Genomic DNA, 21,818 nt, shown 5'->3' with positions numbered 1-21,818 from the left:
CGGTTATCAACGGGCAGTGATCAACTTAGCTTGCATCAAGCGGGCTTAATTGACAGTTTGCTGGGTGGCTGCCGCTTGGGTATCAATTTCGCTGATTGCCGCGCTCAGTGCGCGGGCAAATTCGGGGTAGACATTGTGTTCACCGACTAACGTGATGATCCCCGCTTTGGTTAACTTATGCGCTACGCGGTGATTTGTGCCTGAAATCAGTACCTTAATTCCGCGCTTATGGAAGCTTTGGATGATCTCTTCGAGCATTTGAATACCAGTAATATCCATAAAGGGTACCCATTTTAAGCGCAAGATCAGAATGTGCGGCGTCTCTTGAATACTGCTCATCACCCGCTCAAAGGTTTCGGCTGCGGCAAAGAAAAATGGTCCTTCTAACGCGTAAACGGCTAATTCACGCGGCAGGGTGGTTTTACCTTGCTCGGCCAGTTCGTAACTCATCTCTTGCGAGCTGCTGGCTTTAACTTCAACGCTGGCTGCCATGCGTTTGACAAAATGCAGCATGGCGATGATCACCCCGATATTGACCGCCACCACCAAATCGGCAAACACGGTTAAACCGAAAGTTAACAGCAAAATCGCCACATCGGCCCGCGGAGCTCGTTTCGCCAGTTGCACAAAATGGTGAGCTTCACTCATATTCCAAGCCACGACAAATAAAATGGCACTTAAGGTGGCCAGTGGAATATTGACCGCTAAAGGTGCTAACACCAACAGGATAATGACTAAGGTCAGCGCATGCATTATCCCTGCGATTGGGCTGGTTCCACCGTTACGGATATTGGTTGCGGTCCGCGCAATCGCGCCGGTAGCCGCAATACCGCCGAATAAGGGCGCGACAATATTGGCAATGCCTTGGCCAACTAGCTCTTGGTTTGAATTGTGTTTGGTTCCGGCCATACCATCGGCGACCACCGCAGAGAGTAACGATTCAATCGCTCCAAGCATCGCAATCGCAAAGGCGGGGCCAATCAAGGGGATCATTTGGCTCAGGCTGAGATCGGGGAGCGCAAATTGTGGTAAACCTTGTGGAATACCTCCAAAAGCCGAGCCAATGGTGCGCACTCCCTCAAACCCGATAATATATTGCAGTAATGTCACTATGATTAAAGCCAGCAGTGGGCCTGGTACTTTAGCCAGTTTGGGGATCTTAGGACCAAAAATCACCAGTGCCAGTGATAATAGCGCTAATAATGTGGTGGTGAGATGAAACTGGGGTAAGGCGTGAAAGATTGCCAGCAGCTTTTGATGAAAGTGCTCACCCTCAATTTGCGGAAGTCCAAAGAAATCTCGCCATTGGCCAACCCAAATAATCACTCCAATACCAGAAGTGAAGCCGACAATCACTGGGGCTGGAATATAACGAATGATGCTGCCTAACCGTGCTAATCCCAAAATGACTAAAATAATTCCGGCCATAATGGTGGCAATTTGTAATCCGCTCACGCCATGCTCAGCGACAATTGCGGCCAGAATGACAATAAACGCACCAGTGGGGCCGGCGATTTGTACCCGTGAGCCACCGAACAGCGAAACAATAATCCCAGCGATAATCGCAGTATAAATACCTTGCTCTGGTTTTACCCCTGAAGCGATCGCAAATGCCATGGCTAATGGGAGTGCCACTACCCCGACTATTAATCCTGCAATAATATTGTTGAGCCACCGCTTGGGCTGTAATTGGCCGGCTTGATAGGATTCATAGATGGCAAACATATTTGATCACCTTAATAAAAATAGGGAAATGAAAATGGCGAGGATTTTACGCTCATTCTATAGGCTGTAAAGGGGCTATTTTTGCAGAGTTAAAACGCAAATATAGATGGAGCAAGTGATAATTTAATGTTGGATTTCATTCAATTAAATTGAGCTGCTCATCATATGATCACTGGATTAAGCCGTAGCATCCTCAATAATCAGAATTTCATGCGGAAAAATAACTGCGACTGAGTAAGGCTGTGCTGACCACTTGGCATAAGAGGACAGTTGAGTATGGAGAATAAATTACCTATTATGCTTCAGTTGGTGGTTTTTTGTTCATAGAGGGAGTTTGAGATGATTAACAAGAAGTTTTTAAAAACTAAGGACGAAGTGGAAGTTACGTTTGAATATGCTGCACCACAGGCGATCTGTGAAGTGGCAATCGTAGCCGATTTTTTAGATTGGCAACCCGTGCCGATGAAAAAAGCCGTCAAATCGAGCACATTTAAATTTAAAGCGCGCTTACCGAAAAATAGCCAATTTGAGTTTCGCTATCTGCTCGATAATCAGCAGTGGATCAACGATCCTGAAGTTGAAAACTATGTGGCTAATGGTTTTGGGCAAGAAAACGGCGTGTTTACCACTTACGCTTAGTCTAATGCGCATTAAATCGGTTATTAGTGGTTACGGTGAATGAAAGTATTTCTAGCTGGAACCGAAAAAATTCACCAATAACTAACTTATTGCCACCACACAAAATATGGTCTTTTTGAAAGGCACAAGCGTGCCTTTTTTGCGCCTAATTGACCAAAGCACAGGTGACAAATTGACCTGAAACCCTTACCCTTAGCGGAATTTTGTTTTTTTCCACAGGTACATTAGTGATACATAAATCTATTGTTTTGCGGCTTTCTGAGCTTTCCATGGGCAAGAAAGCGACATTGCTAGGTTTGCCGCTTTTGGCTGTGGCTGCGTTATCCTCTTCGCTCAATAGCCCCACGCGTCAGCAGACGATTGCTTTGTCACTCCCTGAATCGCCCAGCGTTGCGTTTCCCGTTACCGAGCCTGTTACTGCAGTGGTTAAGGTTGCTCATCCGGATTATGAATACGCAGTCAAACCCGGTGATAATTTAAGTATGATTTTTAGTCAGCTTGGCTTTGCTTATTCCGAGTTGATGAAAATTATGGAGACTGATCTCGACTATCTTGCTCTGGATACGATAAGACCAGGTAACGTGCTGCGTTTTTGGAAAGGCAGTGGCAATACCTTATCGAAAATGGAGTTGGAATTTAGTCTAGTTGATCGCGCGGTGTACACCCGTTTAGCTGACGGTAGCTACGAATTTGAAGATCGTAAAATTCCAGGTACTTGGAAAGTAGAGCCGTTGATCGGTGAAGTGAATGGTAGTTTTTCGCTGTCTGCTAATCGTGCTGGATTAGGCGCCGCAGATGTCGAGCAGATTGTGACCCTACTGAAAGACAAGATCAATCTCGGACGTGATCTGCGCCGTGGCGATCGCTTTGAAGTGGTATTATCTCGCCAGATGGTGGGTGACAAACTGACCGGTAATTCTGAGATCCAAGCGATTAAGATTTTTAACCGAGGCAACGAAATCACGGCGTATTTGCATCAAGATGGTCAATATTACGATAAAAATGGTGACAGTTTACAGCGCGCTTTTCAGCGTTACCCTGTTGATAGTAAATGGCGAATTTCTTCAAACTTTGATCCTAAGCGCCGCCATCCGGTAACCAAACGGGTTGCTCCGCACAACGGTACCGATTTTGCGATGCCGATTGGCACCAATGTATACTCTTCTGGTGACGGTGTGGTCGTGATGACACGCAACCATCCTTATGCGGGTAACTATGTGGTGGTGCAGCATGGCGGCACTTATATGACCCGCTATTTACACTTGAGCAAAATTTTGGTCAAGAAAGGCCAGAAAGTTTCACGTGGTCAGCGGATCGGTTTGTCAGGCAACACTGGACGAGTCACTGGGCCACATCTACATTATGAGTTAATTGTACGCGGTCGCCCAGTTAATGCGATGAAAGCCAATGTCCCCATGGCCAGTTCAGTGCCGAAGAAAGAGATGGCGCAGTTTATCGCCAAACGTAGAGAACTGGATCAATTGCTCGCCAATCAAGATAGCCTGCTTGCGGCGCGTTAGCTAAACGACCTGCACTATAGCTATGTTGTATAATCCTACCCTATAACCAAGCCCCTATCTGGGCTTGGTTATTTTTTTGTTATCTACTGCCACTTTATTTTTAAAATGCCTATCTGAATTTTCAAAATATCGATCCGCTGCTGAGATTAATTAGCCGTGGGATAATCGAGAGCGTTGACCTGCAACGCTCAGTGGTTTAGGTGTATAATCGCGGCCGATTATCATCAGCCAGCACATTTCTACGGGGAAGCACATGCAACACAGTCAATTTGAAGCCTTAGTCAAACTTTTATGTCAGCAAGCGAGTTTGCCACAGGCTCTAGAGCTGCTAAAAAATAGTGAAGATCAGACCATTGCTGAAGTGGCGCAGTCATTGTCTGGCCAGTTTGCTGTCGCGGAAGTGGAGGGTGAACAACGCATTTACCATGTCACCACTGAAATTGATGAGCAAGGTGTTGAGCAAGAGTACGTCGAGCACATTATGAATGAAGGGGATGATGTGGTGAAATTTGTCGCTTGGTTCTTTGAGAGCGGATTTGATATCAAAGCTAAGCAAGTTTACCAAGCCGCTGGTAAAACCTACCAGCAACCCAAACGGACTAGTCTGTAATAAAAAGTCGTAATAAAACTACAAAATAATGTGATATGGCTCTTGTTTTTCTATTTTTCGCTGTTATATTGATCGAAAAATGTCACTCAACCAACAAGAGGCATAATGATGAACAATGAATTCGGTTTGGCTTACCTAGGCCAAATGATGGTCAAGCAAACGATGGATCAAGATCAGTTTGTGAAACCTAAAGCGAAAAAACGCTCTTTGCTGCAACGTATCCGCCGCAAACTCAGCCGTTAATTCGGTATTCAGCTAATCATTCAGCGCCCCGCACCAATCGCGGGGCGCTGTTGTTGATACGCTCGATATTTTTATGGCTGCACTGACTAGTCGCAAGCGATGGGCGGCAGTAAGCGATGGATTGTGCAAAGTGGCTTATATACCCAAACAACTTGGAGTTGCAGGTAGGCGGCAAGTGAGTGAGTCCCCATGAGCATAGGCAAACTATGTGATTGGGGTGAACGAACGTCGCCAACACCGCTGCAGCTTCAAGTAGGAAGGGTATAACGCAAAAAGGCCAAGCATTCGCTTGGCCAAATTTGGACAATAACTAGTTGGTTAGCTCTAGGCTTAGAAATCGTAACGTAGACCTAGACGAAGAGTATCTTCCCCTGCGGTTGTTTTACCGTCAGTTTTTACTTCATCTAGTTGGTTTAGATAATACGAAACATAGGTACGGAAGTTGCTGTTGAAACGATAGTTTGCCATCAGTTCGATGCCATCAGTTACATCAGTTGTAGCACCGTTAGTATCATTTTCCTTAAAGGTATACAGAACCGCTAAAGATAATGGTTTGGTGATGTTATACTGAGCAACTAACTCATAAGCAGTAAATTCTTTTTTTGCTTTGTCGTCGTAATCACCGGTTGAATAAGTTGCCGCAAGATACAAATTGTCAGCTTTGTAACCCAAACCTGCGAGGATTTGAGATTGGTCACCTTCATCTTTACCGTTTTCACCAGTAGAGTAAGCCACACCAAGATTCAAGCCCATTGGTAGTGCGTATACTGCACTGATACCCATAAGATCTTTGCTTTCATCTGATGATGCAGTGTAAGTCGCTTGCAGTTTTAGTGCATCAAAATCGCCACGGTAAGCAAAAGTACTATCACGTTTATCTTTAGCTGCATCAATAACTTGCTGTACACCGGAGAAGTTGGTGATATCGGTAAAGTCTGAAATGACTACCGCCGCTGAGTTTTGTTTACCAACAGAGAAAGCGCCAAAATTTGATTTAACACCACCATACATATAGCGATTAGTAAATGTTGATGCGCCAGTTGATTGTTCTGCTTCATAGAAAGCAAATGCTTGAAGGTTTTCACCAATGTCGGTTGTGCCTGCTAGATTGAGTCGAGCACGCGTCTTATCAGCCATCGTACCATCAATTTCTTTGCCTTTCTCGTCGCCGATAAAATCACCACGGAATTCAACGCGGCCACCAACCTTAAGTTCAGTGCCATCTTTGCTGTAGACAGTCGCTGCCAAACTAGAACCAGATACCACTGCTGAAAGAATCGCTACTGCAATTGCTGTTTTTTTCATTTTTTGTACCCTATTTATATTAATTGAGCTTTACTGCTCGACTTGTGATGTGGCTAAGGTACTGACTAAAAATGAAAAACGCGTTGCTATTCCATGACGTTTTGGTTGAGCTTTGATGACACAATGATGACAAAAAATCAGGAGTGGCGATAAGCTAGCACGGCAAAATATGACGGATTCCTTCCGTTACTACAGCTTGGAGGGAGGAGTCCGTTGCTATTTCGCCGTGCTGATCAGTTTATCCAGTCGTGTTGCAATCGGTTATAACGCCATTCCATTCACGCTGATTTGTACATCAATATTGCCACGCACTGCATTTGAGTAGGGGCATACTTGATGTGCGAGTGTCACCAACTGTTTGGCTTGTTGATCTTCAACCGCGATCTGTACCGCGAGTGCAACACTCAAGGCAAAGCCGCCTTGGCCATTGGGGCCGATACCGACGGTTGCGGTTACTGGCGCTTGTTTTAAGCTCACTTTATTTTCCCGTGCAACGTGTAACACGGCGTTAGAAAAACAGGCCGCATAACCGGCGGCAAATAATTGCTCAGGGTTGGTTGCTGTGCCGTTGCCGCCCATCTGTTTTGGGTAGCTGAGATTGAGTTCGAGCAGTTTATCATCGGTGCTTACCATACCATTACGTCCTGCATAAGCGGTCGCGGAAGTTTGATAAAGGGTTGTCATAGTCCATCTCCTCAATTGTTCAATAGGGTTGTTGATGTTTGCTTAATATTAATTGTGTACAACCTAATTGCTGGCAATACTATCTCGAGTCTTTTGTGGTTTGCAAGTATATTGTGCGCAATTTATTTTTAAGGCGTTTATTTTTAAGGAGAGAGTATGTCAGCATCGACTTCTGGCTGCCAAACTGCAGCCGTGGATCCATTACTGTTAGAGAATCAGCTCTGTTTTGCGCTTTATAGTGCGGCGAATGCGGTGATCCGTGCCTATCGGCCACTGCTGGATGAGCTGGATCTTACCTATTCACAATATCTGGTCTTGCTGGTGCTGTGGCAACAAAATGGGATTAATGTCAAAGATCTGGGTGCCAAGCTGCATTTGGATTCCGGCACGTTGACACCATTGCTAAAACGGCTGGCGGCCAAAGGTATGGTTGAGCGGCGACGTGGTCGTCATGATGAGCGAGTGCGTGAGCTATTTCTCACCCCAGAGGGTTTGGCTTTACAGCAACAGGCACGCAGGATTCCGAGCGAGATGCAGTGTAAATTTGATCTCAGCAGCGATGAATTGCTCAGCTTAAAATCGCTGTGTGAAAAAATCATCTATAGCCTTGATTAATCGAATGAATAGCGCATTTTCGATCATTGTGTGATGCAATTCGGGGTACTTTTTTGGGCACTGGTTTAGAATCGCCGCTTTGTGTCTGGTCAAGGAAGAGAGATGAGTCATATTCAATTTGCCGATCGGCGCTTAGCGGTAGGTAAAGTACTGTGTGTCGGGCGTAATTATGTTGAGCATATCCAGGAACTGGATAATCGCCTACCTGAGCATATGGTGCTGTTTCATAAACCCTCATCGGCGGTGACCACTCAGCTGCACTCCTTTCATCAAGAGCCTTTGCACTATGAAGCGGAGATCTGTTTTGTGGTCGAACAAGGGCAGTATGTTGGGGTGGGGATCGGGTTAGATTTAACGAAGCGAGAGCTGCAAACTTACCTCAAACAGCAACGGCTGCCGTGGGAGCGAGCTAAAGCGTTTGATGGTGCCGCGGTGTTGAGCCGCTTTATACCACTGGCAGGATTGGAGATCAGCGAGCTGAACTTAGAGCTGTTGATCAATTGCGTACGGGTACAAAAAGGCCATGTACAGCAGATGCTCTATTCTCCATCTGAGATACTCCAGCAATTGAAAAGTTATTTGACCTTAGATGATGGGGATGTGGTGATGACCGGTACCCCGCAAGGGGTGGGCGTGGTACGGGCCGGCGATCGTTTTGTTGGGCGGCTTAAGTGTGCTGAACGCACATTGTTGGAAGTGGAGTGGATCGCTGACTAACTGAGTTGGCGATTTTTCGCTACAAAGCAAACGGATTGGATGATTTTATCACTAGAAATCAGCCTATCTGTTCGATAAAATCCGCCGCTTTGCTGTTTCCACAAGATTTTGAACATGATTGATGTTGCTGTATTACCTGTCTATCTCACTGCGGTACTGGCGCTTTTGCTGATCCCTGGCCCCGATATGTTACTGATTGCTAGCTCAAGCATCAGTTACGGACGCCGAGTTGGGCTATTTGCCAGCTTAGGCAATGCCACATCAGGGATGATTTTAACCGGATTAGCCGCTTTAGGGGTGGCAGCATTGATTGCCATGAATCCGTGGGCGCTCAAGTTATTAAACTTATTGGGTGGCGGCTATTTGCTGAAAATGGCGTGGGATTGCTTGCGCGCTGAGGCGCAGCAAGCCCCTGATTTAGCCGCTGCGCATGGGGTGGCGAAAACCTTTTATCAGCGTGCGTTAGTCAGCAACTTACTCAATCCGAAAGCATTGCTGTTTTTTGTGCTGTTTTTGCCGCAGTTTGTGTCGCCAAATATTGCTGCCAGCTCTGCACAGCAAATGCTAGCGCTTGGGCTGATGCTCAATCTGTGCGGCTTGTTGTTTAACTTACTGTTGGTTGGCCTAGTTGGGGTATGTGGGCGCTCACTGCTCGATAATCAGCGTTTTCGCACTTATCAACACAAAGTGATGGGCGGCGTGTTTTTGCTATTGGCAGTGTGGATGCTCAGTGGCCTGCTGGCGTCGTGGTAAATTCTAAGCGGCGGAATGAGTGAAAAGCCAGTGCCTGTGACAAGAGTGAATTAGCCATTTTGCCATAAACCCTCGCCCGATGAGGGGGGGATATCAGTGAGACTTGGCTTGTCGGCAGCTCGATGATGAGAGCTGCCTATTGCGAATTGACTGATTGTAAGTTGGCTGGTAGCGGCTACGGTTTACACCACAACCGCCGAGATAAGGCCGATCAGGCCACCAAATACTCCACCCCAAATCACCAACCAGCCAAGGTGCTGTTTAATCATATTTTGCACGATTTGTTTGACCAGTTGCGGAGTCAGCTCATTTAAACGCTGATCAATAATCGCTTCGATATTGGTTTTGATTTCATCAAGCATACTCGGTGACTGCACCTGATCTTTTAACGCCTCACGTACCGCCTCACTTTGGCTGATCTCAAGCATCGCTTGCTGCATTTTTTCAACAAACGGCTGTTTGAGTGGTTCTAGCATTTGCGCTCCACCAAACATCGCCAACATGCCACCAAATGAGGATTGGCCAATCACTTCGATCAGTGAATCAAAGGTGGGGTTGAAATCGACTTTGGCGATCACCGGTTGTAAATCGAGACTGATTGCGCCATTCATCTCCTGATTCAAAAAGCGATCGATATTGGTATCAGTAAAAAACTGCTCCATCATCAATTGCTTAATCGCCAGTTTGAACTCTTCAAACCGGGCAGGGATCACCCCAGAGCCGTACAGCCCAGGCACTTTTTCAAACAGCATATGGATGGCCAGCCAGTTGGTAATCGCGCCGGAGAAGGCAAAGAGGCCGGCATAAAATAGATAACTGTTAGCTAGCCAGTGGCCTGCGCCCATTACCGCCAGCGCAATAATATTGGTGATCAAACTTTTGTTCATGGTGTTCTCTTGGTCAGGTAACCGCCGCGTATCGCTATAGGCGCATTGCGTTGAGGTTAATTTATCGAAAGTAGCGGAATTTTAAGCAAAACTGGCCCAATCGCAAAGCTCAAGTCATGACTTGTGGCGCAATTGATTGGGCAAGATTGGGATCAGTCGATCGCGATGAGTGGCTCGGCTTCTTTATCGTCACCCATTTCGTCGCCATCTATTTCATCATCACCAATGAAGCCACCCGTTTGATGCGCCCACAGATGAGCATAAATACCGTTTTGCGCAATCAATTCATGGTGTGAGCCTTGCTCTACAATCTGGCCTTTATCAAGCACGATCAGGCGATCCATTGCCGCGATGGTGGAAAGACGGTGCGCAATGGCAATCACGGTTTTACCTTGCATTAGCTCATTAAGACTCTCTTGGATCGCCGCTTCGACTTCTGAATCGAGTGCCGAGGTCGCTTCATCGAGGATGAGCAAGGGGGCATCTTTTAGTAACACGCGCGAAATTGCCACGCGTTGCCGTTGTCCGCCCGACAATTTGACTCCGCGTTCGCCAACTTGCGCATCGTAGCCGATGTTGCCGTGTGGATCGGTTAAACCGAGAATAAACTCATGCGCGTGGGCTTGCGCAGTGGCATTGAGTAGCTGCTGCTCGGTGGCGTTGGGATTACCATACAAAATATTGTCGCGGATCGAACGGTGCAGCAGTGAAGTATCTTGGGTAACCAGCCCAATTTTGCTGCGCAGCGACTCTTGGGTGACCTGATCAATCGGTTGTCCATCAATCAAAATAGTGCCACTTTCGACATCGTGAAAACGCAGCAACAAATTAACCAAGGTTGATTTTCCCGCACCGGAGCGGCCGACTAAGCCGACTTTTTCTCCCGGTTTAATCGCGAGATTAAGATGGTTGATCACCCCTTTGTTTTCGCCGTAGTGAAAACTGACGTCATCGAACGTGATCGCGCCTTGTTTAACCTGCAAGGGTTTGGCGTCGGGTTGGTCGGTCACGGCGATCGGCTTGCTGAGCATGGTCATGCCATCCACCACGGTGCCGATATTTTCAAATAGCGCACTCACTTCCCACATGATCCACTTCGACATACCGTTGATGCGCAGTGATAAACTCACCGCAACCGCAATCGCCCCGATGCTGATCGCGCTAGTGGTCCATAAGTAAATCGACAGCCCAGCAATACTAAACACCAGCAGATAGTTAGCCATTTCGACCCAAATATTAAAGCTGGTCACCAAACGCATTTGGCGATGGACGGTGCCGAGAAAATCTTGCATACCTTGCTCGGCGTATTGGGTTTCCCGTTGGCTATGGGAAAAGAGCTTAACCGTCATGATATTGGTGTAACTATCGACAATCCGTCCACTCATCAGTGAGCGCGCATCGGCCTGCTCAGAGGCGACTCGTTTCAGTTTTGGCACATAGTACAATTGCACTGTGATGTAGATGGTCAGCCACAGCAGCATCGGCAGCATTAAACGCCAATCGGCTTGTGCCAAAATCACTACAATCGCGGTGAAGTAGACCAGCACATACACAAATACATCAAGGCTTTTCATCACGGTTTCCCGCACGGCCAGCGCGGTTTGCATTACTTTAGTCGAGATGCGTCCGGCAAACTCATCTTGATAAAATGCCACACTCTGTTTGAGCAGATAACGGTGCGCTAACCAGCGGATCGACATCGGATAGTTACCGAGCAGGGATTGATGGATCAGCAGCGAATAGAGCGCGATCAACAGCGGCATACCGACCAGCACCAGCAAACCTAATCCAATTAACGTGGTTTGATTTTCGGCTAAAAAGGTGTCTGGTTGGCTAGTCGAAAGCCAGTCAACCAGTTGTCCCATAAAACCGAACAGGGAGACTTCAATAATCGCGATCGAGGTACTGAGCAGCGCCATCACCAATAAAGGCTTTTCAAAACCTCGGGTATAATGGCGACAAAATGCCCACAATGTATTTGGCGGACGTTGTGGCTCACCTGTCGGGAAGGGCTCGGTGAAACCTTCAAATAACTTAAACATCAGAAAATCCTTGCGGTGAAGTGGGCGGTCGCTAGGGAGAGCACGCATTGTGGCGTCCGCCAGTCGGTGATTTTTTTGTGCAAACGCCAGCAGTATAGCGTTATCCCTTAGCGACTTGAAGTTGCAAGCAGGTATTCGTGGGCTGGCTTTTATATCAATGCCAGTTGGCGTTGATTGGGCTTATCATGGTAAAGTCGCGCCCCTTTGGTTTTGTTCGCTGGCTATCATTCATAGTAGGTTATCCATGTCATTTGCTTCCCTCGCATTAAGCGCTGATCTGATCAAGGCGCTGCCTCAAGAGATCACTCAACCCACCACCATTCAAAGCTTGGTGATCCCAGCGATGCTAACCGGTAAAGATGTGCTGGCCCAGGCCAATACTGGCAGTGGCAAAACGTTGGCTTACGCTCTTCCTATCTTGGAACGTTTGAAAATCAGCCCTGATCAGCAAGCTTTGGTGTTGGTGCCCACCCGTGAATTAGCCACGCAAGTTAGCCAAGTCTTTACCCAGATTGGTGAGCGATTGGGGCTGCACACCTTATGTTTGTGTGGTGGGGCAGATAAAACCGAGCAACAGAATGCGCTGACGGCGATCCCGAATATTCTGGTTGCCACCAGTGGACGTTTGCTCGATTTAACCCAAAGTGGATTGAGTTTGCAGCGCGTAACCACACTGGTGTTAGACGAAGCGGATCGTCTGCTTGATATGGGCTTTTGGCCACAAGTGCAAGCGTTGGCAAGCCAAACCGCCAGTGTGCGCCAAACGGTCATGTGTTCAGCGACTTTTGCCGAAGCGCTGAAACTGAAGGCGCAGCAACTGATGGATACCTCGACTCTGGTGGCGGCACGTCCCCAGAATAGAGATCAACCGGCAATACAAGAAAGCTTGTATTTGGTGAATAAAGGCAGCAAAACCCAAGCCTTGATTGCGCTGTTAAAACAGCACGCATGGCCACAAGTGTTGGTGTTTATTGGTGCCAAAGACAATGCGGATAATTTGAGTAAAAAACTCAATAAAGCGGGTTTGGTGACGAGTGCGCTGCATGGCGATAAAAGCCAAGCGCAACGTGAAATGGCCTTGACGGAGTTTAAACACGGTCAAACTCAAGTATTAATTGCCACGGATTTACTGGCGCGCGGCATTGATATTGAGCAGCTTCCGGTCGTGATCAACTTTGAGTTACCGATGCACGCCGAAACCTATGTCCACCGGATTGGTCGTACCGCCAGAGCGGGTCAGCAAGGTATGGCGCTCTCGTTAGTGTGTCATGGTGAAATGGATGCGCTCAATGCGATTCGTCGTTTGACCCAACGCGATTTAGTGGTGCAGGATTTAGAGGGTTTCCCAGTGACCGATCAGCCTGCAACCGGAGAGAGCAAACGTGCGCCGCGTGATAAACAAGCCAATCGTCGCACGCAAAATAAGCACAGTGCGAAACAGTTTCAAAGCAAAGTTAAGCGTTAATCAGCGTGGTGAGTGAGGCTGGAAACCGTGCAGTGATGGGATCAATTTAAGCGGTGCTGACTACCTAATCCGGCATGATCAAAAAAGCCGTTTGACGGCTTTAAATAGCGTTAAACGGCTGGTTGGTATCGGATCGTGACTATGGTACTGACTTAGCCTGCGAGTGAATGCTTACTCAGTAAACAGTTACACGTAGTAAGCTTCTACTGTACCTTTAAGTTGGATCAGCATTGGGTTACCGTAGCGATCTTTGGCTTTTGGCGATGGAATTTTAATCCAGCCTTCACTGATGCAGTACTCTTCAACATCGTGACGTTCTTGGCCGTTAAAGCGAATGCCGATTTGGTGCTCAAAACACTCTTTAATGAAAAATGGGCTACGTGAGTTGCCGGCTAGGCGATCGGGTAACGCTGGTTTGGCTGTGGTGTCGTTCATTGTATGTGACCTGAAGCGAGAAAAGTGCGCCATTGTAGACAGAGCTTGCTCATGGTTCAAGTGATGAGCCAATTTCTAACGGTCGTCAAGCTAATATCATCGGCGCTTAAAATAGAAAATAGGGCGACTCATTATGAATCGCCACTCTGGTTTATTTTACTTGATTGAGAAAGTCGACATTATCGAATGTTATTCTCAATGCTTGATTCACATTATGATAAGCGGAAGCGCTGTACGGTATTTTGCAGTTGGCTAGCCAACTGGTTTAGTTCAACACAAGATTGTGCGGCATTGGCTGAACCTTGTGCGACTTGTTTGGCCGAGTCGTTAATCCGTTCAATATTGCGGCTTAATTCTTCGCTGACCGAATCTTGCTCGCCACAAGCGCTAGCGATTTGGATTGTCATATCAGCAATTTGGCTACTTTGCTGACGGATCAGCTCAATCGCTTGTTGGGTATGCTCACTTTGCTCGACACAGTTATTGATTAATTGGCTGCTATTCGCGGTTGCTTGACGAGCTTTCTCTGCACAACTTTGCAAGCTTCGGATAATATTAACAATATCACCGGTGGATTGTTGGGTTTTACCTGCCAGTGCACGAACTTCATCAGCGACGACCGCAAATCCACGACCTTGTTCACCGGCTCGTGCGGCTTCAATTGCAGCATTGAGTGCCAGTAGGTTGGTTTGATCGGCAATATTGCTGATCACATCCACCACCATATTGATTTGTTGGGCTTGGCTTTCGAGTTCTAATACGCGTTGTTCTGTGTGATTGATCTCTTGATTCACTTGCTGAATCGCATGATTGACGGCATGCATTTGCTGTGAGCCAAGATTGGCGTGTTGATGGCTGTCACGGGAAGCATCTGAAGCTAGTTCGGTATTGCGTGCCACTTCAGCAACGGTGGATTTCATCTCTGCCATTGCGGTGGCAATTTGCATGACTTCTTCTTGCTGGATCTGCATGCCTTGCGAGGTTTGTTCGGATACGGCACTCACTTCATCAACAGCGTGCGCTAATTGGATTGCGCCGGTTATGATCTCTTCTACCATCAAGCGTAGATTGTCTTGCATTTGGTGGCACGCGTCGGCTAGCTCACCTAGTTCGTCATCTCCAATCGTACCACGATTGAGTTGGTAAGCTAAATTGCCTTCCGCTATGGCATGGGCTTGCTGCACCACGGCTCGTAAAGGTCGGCAGATCAGGTTGGTTAATAACCAAGTCAGCACACTCATCAGACTCAGTAGCACGACAATGCTGGCTACGGAAAATTGACTGATGTTATCAATCAGGGCAGTTAACTCATCGCGATTCTCTTCCACATAAGTAAGATTAAGCTTGAGCAGATCGTCAATCGCAACTTCTAATTTTTTAAAAGTGGTGTATGAGCGTTGTAGATCTTGCTGCGCTTTACTCATCTCGTTTTGTAAAATGTCATCGTTAAACGATCCTAGTTGCGTAAGATATTCTCGCCACAGATTTTTGACTGGCATAAATAAATTGCTTTCTTGATTGCTCCCGATACGGCGCTCATAGTGATTGAGATCTTGCTCAATTTGTTGGTAGTGATCATTCATCCAACGCATTTCTTCTGCAATTTCAGCTTGGTCAATCGATGAAAGCAGCGTGATTTGTGCTCTACGCACCGATGACATGTTGTATTTGATGGTGTTCACTAACATCATCGAAGGTAAGGTACTATCCGTCAGATGGAGCTCATTGCTTTTAATTGTATTGTGTAGTGAGTGGTAAAGGTAGCCACTAAAAGCGAGATTGATCAGAGCAATTACACCAAATGAGATCGCAATTTTTTTTCCGATCGCTAAATTTTGGAACCAAGACATACAGAGGAATTCCTTTTGGAAAGTGAGGATATAAATGTGCGCTATGCGGCAGTTATTAGATTAAATAGGCATAATTGCATGATGTCTATCATGTTTTTTTGTTGTGTAGATGGAAAAGATTCATGATATGAAGAATGCAATCATATATTGCTCATAACTTATTAAACAATGTTCAATAAGCATGAGCGGTAAGAGACAAGGCAAGGTTGGTTACAAGTAGAATGGTCTTTATCTTATCGTTACACCGATTTTAGCTTAGGTTGACAGTACAAAATCGACATTGATACTGGAAGTTGTAAAATTTCGCCTTCAACATGGCCATGTGAGGTATGACGCATATTGGTATCGCAAATCAATTGCCACGGCTGCTGGCGATCTTTTGGTAACATAAAACGCGCGGGCGCATTGGTCTGATTAATTAAATACAGCATTTCCGGTCCATCACTACCAATACCAATGTGCAGCGCGACCGAGGAGAGTTGATTCCAATCGTCCATTTCCATGGCTTTGCCATCGACCCGCAGCCAGGCAATTCGATTGCTGTTACGGCTATCGCCACTGAATGCACGAATAAAAGGCACCATGTAGGTTTGTCTTGCCGCCACCATATTGGCTAGCCATTCACGAAAGTCTTGTTTGGTTTCGTTGTTTTCCCAGTTTAACCAACAGATATCGTTGTCCTGACAATAGGCGTTATTATTACCTTGTTGAGTATGAGAAAGCACATCCGCCATCAGAATGTGTGGAATGCCAAACGCAAACAGTAAGCTGGCCATCAAGTTACGCTTTTGCCGCTCACGAATGGCACGAATGGTGAGATTGTCGGTTTCCCCTTCAAAACCATAATTATCCGAACGGTTATCTCCATGGCCATCGCGGTTCTGTTCGCCATTCTGTTCGTTATGTTTGTATTTATACGACACTAAATCCTGCAAAGTGAAACCATCATGATAAGTGATGTAATTTACCGTCAGTTTATAAGGCCAATTTGAAGCACTATAGAGATCTCGAGAGCCCATTAGCCGAGTGGCAAACTCCTTTAAAAAGCCCTGATCACCGCGCCAGAAGCTACGCATAATATCGCGCAGCTTGTCATTGGTTTCATTCCAACCAAAGGGGAAATTACCCACTTGATAACCATTGGGGCCAATATCCCAAGGCTCGGCAATCAGTTTGACTTCGCGCAGTACTGGATCTTGCGCTAGGGCTTTGAAAAAGGCTGCTTCTTTACTGAATTCATCACCTCGGCGACCTAGCGTGGCGGCTAAATCAAACCGAAAACCATCAACCTGATATTCGGTTACCCAACAGCGCAAGCTATCCATCACTAAGTTGAGCGCGGCTTGATTGGCGAGATCGACCGTGTTACCGCACCCGGTGTAATTGGCGTAGTTATCACCATGATGTAGATAGTAGTTGGGATCGAGCGCTTTAAGGTTAAAAACTGGCCCATTAGCACCACCTTCGGCGGTGTGGTTGTACACTACATCCAAAATCACCTGAATACCGTGGCGATGTAATTCACGGATGGTCGTTTTTAATTCGGTTACTGCATCTTGATTGGCATAACGTGGATCGGGAGCCATAAACAGATAAGGGTTATAGCCCCAGTAATTGACTTTGTTACTTTCGAGCAGGTGAGGCTCGTGCATACAAGCGGCAATCGGTAGCAGTTGCAGCGTATTGATATGTTGCTGACGATAAAAATCCAGCATCGGTTGGCTGACTAAACCTAAATATTTACCCCGCTGCATGCGATCAATATCCGGATTGAGTTGCGTTATCCCTTTCACATGGGTTTCAAACAGCACCATCTCATTACGGGCAATGCGTGGCTTGGCGACATTTTGCCAATCAAACTGTGGCTTGGTCACCACACATTTCGGTAGGTCAAAACTTTTGTGGCTGTCAAATGGTGGCTCATAATCCAATATCCCGTCTAAAGCGCGCGCATAAGGGTCGGCGATGTAATGCAATTGATCATCGTCTTGGATTAAATAACCGTACTTCTGGCCAGGGCGAATGCCTGCGATATAAGTGTGTTTAATACCGGCATATCGATGCTCAAGTTGATGGGTTTCATAACTGCCATCCGCATAAAACAGTGCCAATAAAATATCTTTATTGGCCGGGGTATAAATGGCGAAGTTGCAACCCTCGCTATCGAGGGTTGCCCCTAACGGATACGGCGTTGACAGATGTTTTTTCATTTTTAATCGTTGTATTTGCGCACTATTGTTTTAAGTAAAAGGCTTTGTCCGCCTCAGGTCAAGCGCGTGGTCACAAATATTTATCTGTAATTTTATTTCATGGAGTGGGGTGATATAACGCTAAAAAGTGATCGCCAATACGTTTTGTATTGGGTTATTTCGAAAGTGGCTAACCTCCTCCCCCCAAATAACGTGATCTAAGCTTTAAAAACGGCATGCGGTCATTTTTCTCATCCTTTCTCCTCCCCCCTAAATAAAATTGGGGTGGAGGAAGTCGCTTTTACCCTCCCCACGTAAGCTCATCATAGTTGAAACAACTGGGGACTTGTTCCCATCTTACCTCTCTTTTACGCTGTCTATTTTCTGCCTTTAGGCAGCATAAGAGAAAAGAGAGAGAAGAATCCAAAATAAAAACCCTAAATGGAGTTAATTATGAAAAAAGTAAGTGTAATTGCTGCCGCAGTGGCTGCCACGCTCGCAACTGGATCTGTGTTTGCTGTTGATTTTCACGGTTATATGCGTGCTGGTGTTGGTGTCAGCGCGGATGGTGGTCAACAAGTTACATTTGAAAAAAATAAAGTTGGTCGTCTAGGTAACGAAGGCGATATTTATGGAGAAGTGCAACTCGGCAAAGAAGTTTACAATAATAACGGTAAAACATTTTACGTTGATTCGATGTTTGCGATGACATCTAACGGCTCAAATGACTGGGAAGGCACTGCTGCAAACTGTGGTCATTTCGAGAAAACCGATGATAAGGGTAACGTAATAAAAACTGTAGAATGTGTTGATGACGTTCAATTTGCTTTACGTCAATTCAATGTTCAAGCTAAAGGTGTTTTAAATTTCGCGCCAGAAGCCACGCTATGGGCAGGTAAACGCTTTTATCAACGGCATGATATCCATATCTCAGATTTCTACTATTGGAATATTTCCGGTGCGGGTGCCGGTATCGAAAATATCGAAGTCGGTCCTGGTAAACTGTCGTTAGCATGGGTCCGCAATGATCGTAATGATAATTTTAATCGCGGTATGGGCAGCGGTGATACGCCAGATACTGGCAATGATGGTGCAGTTAACGTCAACACCTTAGATGTGCGTTATGCCGGTATTCCTTTATGGTCAAACGCCTCTCTTGAATTAGGTTTAGATTATGCTCTAGTTAATCCAACAGAAAATGCGTCACAAGCGGTTAAAGATGCAAAAGATGGTGTGTTGTTCACGGCTGAATTGACTCAAGGTCTAAGTTCAGGCTTCAACAAAACCGTCTTCCAATATGGTACTGAAGGTTACTCGAAGTCATTTGCATTCTACGGTGATGGTAGCTGGTATGGTGCAGAAGCGAAAGATGGTGCATCTGGTTATCGACTGATCAACATGGGTGTTGTTGGTCTAGGTGACAGTTGGGAAGTTGGCCACCAACTGGTTTACGGAGTTGGCGAAGAGATGTGGGATGGTCAGGACAAGTGGAAAGCGATGTCTGTGGTTGTTCGCCCAGTCTATAAATGGGATGAAAACCATAAAACAATCTTTGAAGCCGGTTATGCGATTGATGACAATGATGGTGATAAAGACAAATTTGGTAAGCTGACGGTTGCTCAAGCATGGTCTGCTGGCTCAAGTTTCTGGGCGCGTCCTGAAATTCGTCTATACGCTTCTTACTTAACAGCAGATAAAGCCGATAATTCAAATACATTCGATGGTGGTCGTTCAGACGATACTTTCCAATTCGGTGTACAAGCGGAAGCTTGGTGGTAATCAAACAAGTAAGTCCTAAATTGACCTAAAATGATACAGCCAGACTTTTATCTGGCTGTATTTATTTAAAAAACATAATAATGATTCGAGGTTGACGATGATGAAAACATGGCTCGCCCCCGTGCTATTGGGATTGGTTATGACTGGTTGTTCTTCTATAGAACAAATTGATGTTAGTCAGAAGGGCCAACAACAGATGGTCACACAATTGAGAGATATTCAGTGGGTAAATATTGATATTCCTGTGGTGACAGAGTTTACTTTGACGGATAAAAGCCAAATGTTGTTGGATGGTAATAGTGTTGGCGCAATCGCTGCACTAGCATTACCGGGCAATCGCGGCAGTCTTGATATTAAACTTGAGACATTTGTAAGCAAGAAGTTGGAGTTTTACGCGCCAAGCGTGATTGTTATGAATACGGCTGGCGAAACACTTTACCAAGCAGATTTTTCGAAATTTAACTACCAACCTGCAAAATTGTTGGATAACGATAAATTTGTCCTTGAAATTAATGTGATTCCTGATGCGTCAGGGAATGACTTACATGTATTGATTTATACGACTTCCGATGATCTTAAAGGAAGTTCTGAGATTCTTCACCCAGCCAAAGCTTTCGCTATCGCACATAATACTCAGCCACCTAATATCGCGGATCCTCAAGCGAAGCATATCCCATTTGGAGAATTCCGTTTTTCCGTCTCTGCGAATGACATCGTGAATACTAAGATTGTTGCCAAAAATGACAATTTGCCTAGAGGTATGGACTTAGAAACTTACTATCAAAGCTCAATTAAGGCTGCTGTTGCTGCCAATGATCTACCTAAAGCCCTCAGCTTATTAGATGAAGCTAAAGCTCTCGGCATCGACGGGGTACAAGAGGTGTTTGTGCAAGCGGTGAATGCTCGTCACTAAACGCTCGTAGTATCAAATGGGTGGCCGATTGCCACCCATTTTTGATCGTGCAGAGTTTCTTGGTAAGACATAGTTTCTCAGTGAGATGTACAGTACAATCCAAGCTGTTTTTATGGTGGTCCACTGGCTCGTATGGTGGCAAATACAATCACCTTATTAGAGAAATTATGAATATTATTGGAATAGCAATTGGTGCGACAGGGTTAACACTGATCCTATTTTTTATCTGGATGATGGTGTTATCAGCAAGACGTAAACGACTAGAAGCTGAGCGTAAAGCGCGCGAAGAAACCTATCGCAAAGCGTTAGAGCGTAACCGAGAGCAAGAACGCAAAGAGCGGTTGTTTAAAGCCGAATCGGGGCATATTCCAACGATTTTGTTTTTAGCCAAAGAGGCTGAGCGTAGTAGTTTAAAAGAAGCGCTATTTTGGTATGAGAAAGCCGCACAGCTGGATAATATCTCCGCCATGTATGGCATGGTGCGCATTTGCCAGCGGATCCGCGATGATGTGATTGCGCAAGAGAAAGCCAAGTTTTGGCAGACTTGCGCTCAGGGCATGGAAGGCGATCTTGTGGCTAAATTTGAAACGGGTATGGCGTGGCTGCATGGTCGCAATATTGAAGTCAATGTTGCGAAAGGGATTGAGCTGATCCAAGCGGCGGCAGAGGCGAATTTGATCGAGGCTATATTGTTCATGGGTGGATGGTGTGTGTCCGCCGATAATATTGCTCCAACGCCGGCCGATTCGACCTTTTGGTATAGCAAAGCGGCCGAAATGGGCAGCGCCGAGGGGATGATGAAGTTTGGATTAAACTTATTACATGGTGTGGGTGGCGCAAGTGATTTTCCCAGCGCATGTTATTGGCTAGAGCGAGCCTCGGAAAAAGGCCATGCCCAAGCGATGTTTCATGCCGGAGAGGCGTGGCTTGATCGTGGTGCTCATGGTAATGCGATTGGCTACATCTGGTTGTTTCTTTCCGCTTCGATGGGCTATGAACCGGCTAAACATTTACGAGATTGGGTGGGCGGTAAATTTGGGGTTGAATCGATCGTTGGTTTGCAATCATTAGCCAAGCCATTGCAACGTAAACTGGCAACCGGCTCGGTGACTAAGCACTCGATTATCCGCGCGTTAAATAAATTGTATAAACGTCAGATCCCGCTGCCGCTTAAAAGTGAAGAGCTTGACTCTGCTGCTGTGCAACCCGTGGAGAGTATTGATGGCTCCCTTGCACCAGTGCCACAGGCTGATCCTGTTGCGCATGGGCGCACTGAAACGTTAGATTTTTCCCAGCCGATGATCGATAACCGATAAGGCTGGTTTGGGTTGATTTAACCAAGCGATTTATTCAGCAACATGTTATGGCAGACAACAATTAACGCCCCGAATTTCGGGGCGTTAGTTTTTTAGATAGGGTCTTGGATAGGGTTTCGGATACGGTGATT

Annotated in this window: 19 protein-coding genes; 11 read left to right on the top strand and 8 right to left on the bottom strand. The window is 46.1% G+C overall.

The features are described from left to right. Positions 1-45: 45 nt before the first annotated feature. On the bottom strand, positions 46-1,725 hold the full coding sequence (locus PUN32_RS02500; RefSeq protein WP_274721625.1) for a SulP family inorganic anion transporter: 1,680 nt from the start codon (positions 1,723-1,725) through the stop codon (positions 46-48). A 339-nt stretch (positions 1,726-2,064) separates the two neighbouring features. On the opposite strand from PUN32_RS02500, the gene PUN32_RS02495 reads away from it, so the two are divergent. From PUN32_RS02495 to PUN32_RS02480, 4 genes are all read left to right on the top strand, one after another. Then, entirely contained in the window at positions 2,065-2,364 is a 300-nt protein-coding gene (locus tag PUN32_RS02495; protein WP_166015169.1) for an isoamylase early set domain-containing protein, read from the top strand. Between the two features lie 269 nt (positions 2,365-2,633). Continuing rightward, the gene (locus PUN32_RS02490) at positions 2,634-3,884 is read left to right on the top strand and encodes a peptidoglycan DD-metalloendopeptidase family protein (RefSeq protein ID WP_274721624.1); all 1,251 of its coding nucleotides are present in this window, start codon (positions 2,634-2,636) and stop codon (positions 3,882-3,884) included. 253 nt (positions 3,885-4,137) lie between these two features. After that, positions 4,138-4,494 (top strand): hypothetical protein, encoded by a 357-nt coding sequence (locus tag PUN32_RS02485; RefSeq protein WP_274721623.1) that lies wholly within the window; start codon positions 4,138-4,140, stop codon positions 4,492-4,494. 105 nt (positions 4,495-4,599) lie between these two features. After that, positions 4,600-4,737, top strand: coding sequence for a hypothetical protein (locus tag PUN32_RS02480; RefSeq protein WP_274721828.1), 138 nt, complete (start codon positions 4,600-4,602; stop codon positions 4,735-4,737). A gap of 330 nt (positions 4,738-5,067) precedes the next feature. On the opposite strand, the gene PUN32_RS02475 is transcribed toward PUN32_RS02480, so the two are convergent. Together PUN32_RS02475 and PUN32_RS02470 are read right to left on the bottom strand one after the other, a co-directional pair. Next, positions 5,068-6,042, bottom strand: a complete 975-nt coding sequence (locus PUN32_RS02475; protein WP_274721622.1) for a porin — start codon at positions 6,040-6,042, stop codon at positions 5,068-5,070. A 261-nt stretch (positions 6,043-6,303) separates the two neighbouring features. After that, on the bottom strand, positions 6,304-6,726 hold the full coding sequence (locus PUN32_RS02470) for an organic hydroperoxide resistance protein (protein WP_274721621.1): 423 nt from the start codon (positions 6,724-6,726) through the stop codon (positions 6,304-6,306). Between the two features lie 156 nt (positions 6,727-6,882). On the opposite strand from PUN32_RS02470, the gene PUN32_RS02465 reads away from it, so the two are divergent. The 3 genes from PUN32_RS02465 (at position 6,883) to PUN32_RS02455 (ending at position 8,811) form a co-directional block, all read left to right on the top strand. Continuing rightward, complete coding sequence (locus PUN32_RS02465) at positions 6,883-7,341, top strand: MarR family winged helix-turn-helix transcriptional regulator (protein ID WP_274721620.1); 459 nt, start codon at positions 6,883-6,885, stop codon at positions 7,339-7,341. A gap of 102 nt (positions 7,342-7,443) precedes the next feature. Continuing rightward, complete coding sequence (locus PUN32_RS02460) at positions 7,444-8,058, top strand: fumarylacetoacetate hydrolase family protein (RefSeq protein WP_274721619.1); 615 nt, start codon at positions 7,444-7,446, stop codon at positions 8,056-8,058. A 114-nt stretch (positions 8,059-8,172) separates the two neighbouring features. Then, entirely contained in the window at positions 8,173-8,811 is a 639-nt protein-coding gene (locus PUN32_RS02455; RefSeq protein WP_274721618.1) for a LysE family translocator, read from the top strand. A 182-nt stretch (positions 8,812-8,993) separates the two neighbouring features. Here the strand turns inward: PUN32_RS02455 and PUN32_RS02450 are convergent, their stop codons facing one another. Both PUN32_RS02450 and PUN32_RS02445 read right to left on the bottom strand, forming a co-directional pair. Beyond that, positions 8,994-9,698, bottom strand: a complete 705-nt coding sequence (locus PUN32_RS02450) for a DUF445 family protein (protein WP_274721617.1) — start codon at positions 9,696-9,698, stop codon at positions 8,994-8,996. A 152-nt stretch (positions 9,699-9,850) separates the two neighbouring features. Next, positions 9,851-11,740 carry an ABC transporter ATP-binding protein gene (locus PUN32_RS02445; protein WP_274721616.1) on the bottom strand — a complete coding sequence of 630 codons (1,890 nt, stop codon included), beginning with the start codon at positions 11,738-11,740 and terminating at the stop codon, positions 9,851-9,853. A 244-nt stretch (positions 11,741-11,984) separates the two neighbouring features. On the opposite strand from PUN32_RS02445, the gene PUN32_RS02440 reads away from it, so the two are divergent. Then, complete coding sequence (locus PUN32_RS02440) at positions 11,985-13,205, top strand: DEAD/DEAH box helicase (protein WP_274721615.1); 1,221 nt, start codon at positions 11,985-11,987, stop codon at positions 13,203-13,205. 186 nt (positions 13,206-13,391) lie between these two features. Here PUN32_RS02440 and PUN32_RS02435 read toward each other — a convergent pair whose 3' ends face one another. From PUN32_RS02435 to glgX, 3 genes are all read right to left on the bottom strand, one after another. Next, a complete protein-coding gene (locus PUN32_RS02435) occupies positions 13,392-13,640 on the bottom strand; it encodes a DUF3297 family protein (protein ID WP_274721614.1) in 249 nt (82 codons plus the stop codon). A 212-nt stretch (positions 13,641-13,852) separates the two neighbouring features. Then, positions 13,853-15,490 (bottom strand): methyl-accepting chemotaxis protein, encoded by a 1,638-nt coding sequence (locus PUN32_RS02430; protein WP_274721613.1) that lies wholly within the window; start codon positions 15,488-15,490, stop codon positions 13,853-13,855. Between the two features lie 239 nt (positions 15,491-15,729). Continuing rightward, positions 15,730-17,700: a glycogen debranching protein GlgX gene (glgX, locus tag PUN32_RS02425; RefSeq protein WP_274721612.1), complete on the bottom strand. Its 1,971-nt coding sequence runs from the start codon at positions 17,698-17,700 to the stop codon at positions 15,730-15,732. Positions 17,701-18,132: 432 nt separating this feature from the next. On the opposite strand from glgX, the gene PUN32_RS02420 reads away from it, so the two are divergent. From PUN32_RS02420 to PUN32_RS02410, 3 genes are all read left to right on the top strand, one after another. Then, a complete protein-coding gene (locus PUN32_RS02420) occupies positions 18,133-19,458 on the top strand; it encodes a maltoporin (protein ID WP_274721611.1) in 1,326 nt (441 codons plus the stop codon). Positions 19,459-19,558: 100 nt separating this feature from the next. After that, positions 19,559-20,371 carry a MalM family protein gene (locus tag PUN32_RS02415; RefSeq protein WP_274721610.1) on the top strand — a complete coding sequence of 271 codons (813 nt, stop codon included), beginning with the start codon at positions 19,559-19,561 and terminating at the stop codon, positions 20,369-20,371. Between the two features lie 167 nt (positions 20,372-20,538). Further along, positions 20,539-21,687 carry a tetratricopeptide repeat protein gene (locus tag PUN32_RS02410; protein WP_274721609.1) on the top strand — a complete coding sequence of 383 codons (1,149 nt, stop codon included), beginning with the start codon at positions 20,539-20,541 and terminating at the stop codon, positions 21,685-21,687. The last annotated feature ends 131 nt before the right edge of the window (positions 21,688-21,818 follow it).

Source organism: Vibrio chanodichtyis (genome assembly GCF_028863985.1).
Classification (GTDB): Bacteria; Pseudomonadota; Gammaproteobacteria; order Enterobacterales; family Vibrionaceae; genus Vibrio; species Vibrio chanodichtyis.
Note: the sequence above shows the minus strand (reverse complement) of the source record. Positions and strands in the feature narration are given on the sequence as shown.